Origin of the sequence: Anaerococcus sp., from assembly GCF_022770135.1 — a bacterium.
Lineage (GTDB): Bacteria > Bacillota > Clostridia > Tissierellales > Peptoniphilaceae > Anaerococcus.
In genome coordinates this window covers 1-4079 of the sequence record NZ_JALEIL010000128.1, presented here as the reverse complement: position 1 = coordinate 4079, position 4079 = coordinate 1, and the positions used below count along the sequence as shown (strand labels likewise).

Genomic DNA, 4079 nt, shown 5'->3' with positions numbered 1-4079 from the left:
TGAATCAGAAAGATAGGTTGCAGCTGAAAGACCATGTGGTCCTGATATCTTTTCATATTCTCCTATTAGGATTTTTCCATTTAGATAAGTACCTGTACAAATTATAAGGGCCTTTGTCTCGAAGATTGCTCCTTCTACTGTTTCACATGAAACAATCTTCCCGTCTTCATAATTTATCTTATCTACTTCTTGCTCGAATAGATCTACTTCTTTTTCCAAAGTTTTTTTCATCTCTTCATGGTAGAGTCTCTTATCTGCTTGAACACGGAGGGAGTGAACAGCTGGACCCTTGCTAGTATTGAGCATTCTAGATTGTATGAAGGTCTTGTCAATGTTTAGGGCCATTTGACCACCCATGGCATCAATTTCTCTTACAATATGTCCTTTTCCGGTTCCACCTATGTTAGGGTTGCATGGCATATCTGCTATTGATTCCATGCTAGTTGTTAAAATTAGTGTCTTAAGACCTAGTCTTGATGCGGCAAGACCTGCTTCGCAACCTGCGTGTCCTGCTCCAACTACTACTACATCGTAGCTTCCTGCTTTATATTTATTTTCCAACGCAAAACTCCTTAAATACTTTATCCATTATTTCATCTGAAACAGATTCACCAATTATAAAGCCTAGGTCATCGTAAGCCCCTCTAAGATCTACCTCACAAGCATCAAGTGGAATGCCTCTTTTGATGTCTATAAGAGAATCGCTAAGCTTATTAGAAGCTTCCTTTAATAGTCTTTCGTGACGGGTATTTGTTATTAGAACAGACTCTCTTTTGATATCCTTGGTGTTAAACATTTCGGTAATGGCTTCTTCTAACTTATCTACTCCTTCGTCTTTGGCCATAGAAGTCCTTATCGTAACTTGATCGAAATCATAAGAGAATTTATCTTCAAGGTCAGCCTTATTTAAGATAATTATAGCATTTCTTCCCTTAATTAAATCTAGGATTTTCTCATCCTCCCTATCGAAGGCCCTAGATGTATCAAAGATAGCAATGATTAGGTCAGACTCATCGATAAGTTCAATAGACTTATCCACTCCTATTTTCTCTACCAAATCATCAGTGTCTCTAATACCGGCAGTATCATTAATCTTTAGGGTGAAATCGCCAAAGGATATATATTCTGTGATAAGGTCTCTTGTCGTGCCTGGAACATCTGTAACTATGGCACGATTTTCATTTAGCAATTTATTCAATAAGGAAGATTTCCCTACATTTGGCTTACCTATTATAGTTGTATTTATTCCATCTCTTAAAATCTTTCCTTTATTAGAAGTATTTAAAAGCTTATCAATAGTAGCTTTTGCTTTTTCCATAAAGGAAATTATCTCATCCGGTGAGAGGTCTTCGCCATCTTCTGTAAAATTAATAGAATATTCCAATCTTGATAGAGCCTCTAGTAGGTCTTGTCTAATAGATGAAATCTTTTCTCGTACAGATCCTTGTAATTGATTGATACCTTCTTTTTGGCTAAGCTCGTTGGTAGAATTTATTATATCTAAGACAGCTTCCGCCTGGGATAAATCGATTCTTCCATTAAGGAAGGCTCTTTTAGTAAATTCTCCCCCTTCTGCCATATCGCAACCCTCATCTAGCAAGAGATTTAAGATTTTTTTGACCGAAACAAAAGAACCATGGCAGTTAATCTCACAAATATCTTCTCTAGTATAGGTAAACGGACCCTTCATAAAGCAGACCATCACCTCATCGATTGTCTCGCCTTTCCTGTCTTTAATAACTCCATAGCGCATCTTTCGATTATCCTTATCCTTATCAAGCTCCTTTCCATTTATTGGACTAAACACTTGACTGATAATATCAAAAGACTTACTTCCACTCATCCTGACTATGGATATGCCACCAGTCCCGGATGGAGTAGATATTGCAGCAATTGTTCTTTCTTCCATAATTACTCCTTTAACTATACACTACTTTGACTAGTGGTTTGTAACATAAAAATTATAGTGGAAAATCCTAATTTGTCAACAATTATAGGATAATATGAAAAATTTGTAGAAAATTTTTCTTCTATATGATATATTAGATACATAATAATATTTTTGGAGGGATTATGCAACTACAATCATTAAGCTCTCTACAATGGAATCTCATAGCAGGAGGTCTAGCCATATTCCTATTTGGTATTTCCCTAATGGGGGATGCCCTAACAAATTTTGCAGGCCCTAAGCTAAGAGGATATGTAGAGAAATATACTTCCAATCCGATAATGGGAGTTTTAGTTGGTATAGTCATAACCGGTTTAATCCAATCCTCATCAGCGACGACAGTTATAGCCATAAGTTTTGTAAGAGCAGGAGTTATGAGTCTCGAGCAGGCTATAGGTGTCATTTTAGGTGCAAATATTGGTACAACCGTTACATCTATATTGATTGGTTTCGACTTAGGATATCTATCGTATTTCATTGCCCTAATAGGTGTTGTTATTACGATGTTTTCGGCGAAAAGAAGAAATAAATATATCGGAGAAATATTAGTGGGATTTGGCCTTCTATTTATAGGACTTGAAATGATGGGCTCATCCCTATCAGAATTAAGTAAAATAGATGGTTTTGAAAAAGTCGTAGCAAATATGGCTCAAAACCCAATAATAGCAGTAATCGTAGGAGCAGGACTTACAGCCTTGATCCAATCATCATCTGCCTTTATAGGTATTACTCAGTCCTTATTTGCATCAGGGGCCATAGACTTAAAACTCGCCCTTGCACTTATGTTTGGAGCAAACATCGGTACATGTATAACAGCAATATTAGCCTCTATTGGAGGATCGCTTTCTGCAAAAAGAACATCTACTTTCCACGTTCTATTTAACGTTATTATCTCTGTAATATTCTTGATTTTCTTAGCTCCTTACGAAAGTCTAGTAAGGACAATAGCAGAATTTTTGGGAACAAACAAGTTGATGACAATTGCAGTGGGTCACTTTACCTTTAACTTTATAGGCATGATTTTATTCCTACCTCTTATCAAGTATATAGGTAAGTTCTTAAGAAAGCTTATTCCAGGTAAAGATTCAATATTCTCTGACCTAGGTGATATAGAGCTAGATGAAAAGCTAATAGAAACTTTCCCTGTAGCTGCTCTTGATCAGATAAAGGCTGCAATCCTTAAAGAATCTAAGGTTGCACTTGAGACAATAAAACAAACTAAGCTTTATCTACTAGAAAAAGACAGAAAATATTTAGAAACAGCTAACCAAGCAGAGTCTATTGTAAATGATATGGACACCAAAATCCAAGCCTATCTACTCGCTATAGCTCAAAACTCTGGGCCAATGGATTTGGAAGTTGAAGTGCAAAACTACTTGCAGATTCAAATAAATGTAGAAAGAATCTCAGACCTTGCTCAAAATTTGGGTGAGTATTACGAAGAAATTTACGAATCTGGAGCTAGTTATAATGAAGAAGCCTTATCAGACTTAGAAGATATATATGATCTCGTTATCAACAACTTTGTAAATGCTATAGAAGTTTTTGATACGAAAGACCAAGCAGTATTCAGAAGACTTGGAGAAGACGAGGCAGCTCTTGACCTTATGGAGACTACTCTAAGAAGAGCCCACTACAAGAGACTTGCCAATGGTGAAGATATGACAAGTATAGCTTCATATGTATTTAACGATATCTTATCAACCATGGAAAGAACCGGAGACCATGCTTATAACATCGCAAGACTAACCATGGATCCTGTTAAGGTTCACACAGATAACCATGCTAAATTCGAACAAGTTTCACATGAAACATTTTAAAAAGCCGGTTAATGACCTGAACCCCAAAATCCGGAATACGGATGGAGGGGTTTTTGTATGCCAAAATACACAAAAGAATTTAAAATTAAACTAGTAACGGAATACTTATCAGGTGAATTGGGTGGTCGAGAAATGGTAGCTAAAAAATATGATATTCCAGATGGAACTTTGAAAAATTGGATAAATAAATATAATTCAGGAGGCTTTAAGAACTTATCTAAAAAGTTAAAATACAATAAATACACTAGTGAATTTAAGCTATCTGTAATACAATATAGGCAAACCAATAACACTTCGCTTAGAGAAACTGC

4 protein-coding genes are annotated in these 4079 nt (G+C 36.0%); 2 read left to right on the top strand and 2 right to left on the bottom strand.

Features of this window, described 5'->3' with window-relative positions:
* Both MRZ08_RS06685 and mnmE read right to left on the bottom strand, forming a co-directional pair.
* A partial coding sequence (locus tag MRZ08_RS06685; RefSeq protein ID WP_297380884.1) for an FAD-dependent oxidoreductase occupies positions 1-561 on the bottom strand: 561 nt, incomplete at its 3' end.
* On the bottom strand, positions 551-1909 hold the full coding sequence (mnmE, locus tag MRZ08_RS06680) for a tRNA uridine-5-carboxymethylaminomethyl(34) synthesis GTPase MnmE (protein WP_297380881.1): 1359 nt from the start codon (positions 1907-1909) through the stop codon (positions 551-553). The genes MRZ08_RS06685 and mnmE, both read right to left, overlap by 11 nt.
* 164 nt (positions 1910-2073) lie before the next feature.
* On the opposite strand from mnmE, the gene MRZ08_RS06675 reads away from it, so the two are divergent.
* Both MRZ08_RS06675 and MRZ08_RS06670 read left to right on the top strand, forming a co-directional pair.
* A complete protein-coding gene (locus MRZ08_RS06675) occupies positions 2074-3768 on the top strand; it encodes a Na/Pi cotransporter family protein (RefSeq protein ID WP_297380878.1) in 1695 nt (564 codons plus the stop codon).
* Between the two features lie 57 nt (positions 3769-3825).
* Positions 3826-4079 (top strand): transposase (locus MRZ08_RS06670; protein WP_297380874.1); only part of this gene is annotated, 254 nt, incomplete at its 3' end.

What these genes read in the sequence shown, in the direction of transcription:
- mnmE (WP_297380881.1), bottom strand. Translation starts at nt 1,909, where the DNA reads ATGGAAGAAAGAACAATTGCTGCAATATCTACTCCATCCGGGACTGGT.
- MRZ08_RS06675 (WP_297380878.1), top strand. Translation starts at nt 2,074, where the DNA reads ATGCAACTACAATCATTAAGCTCTCTACAATGGAATCTCATAGCAGGA.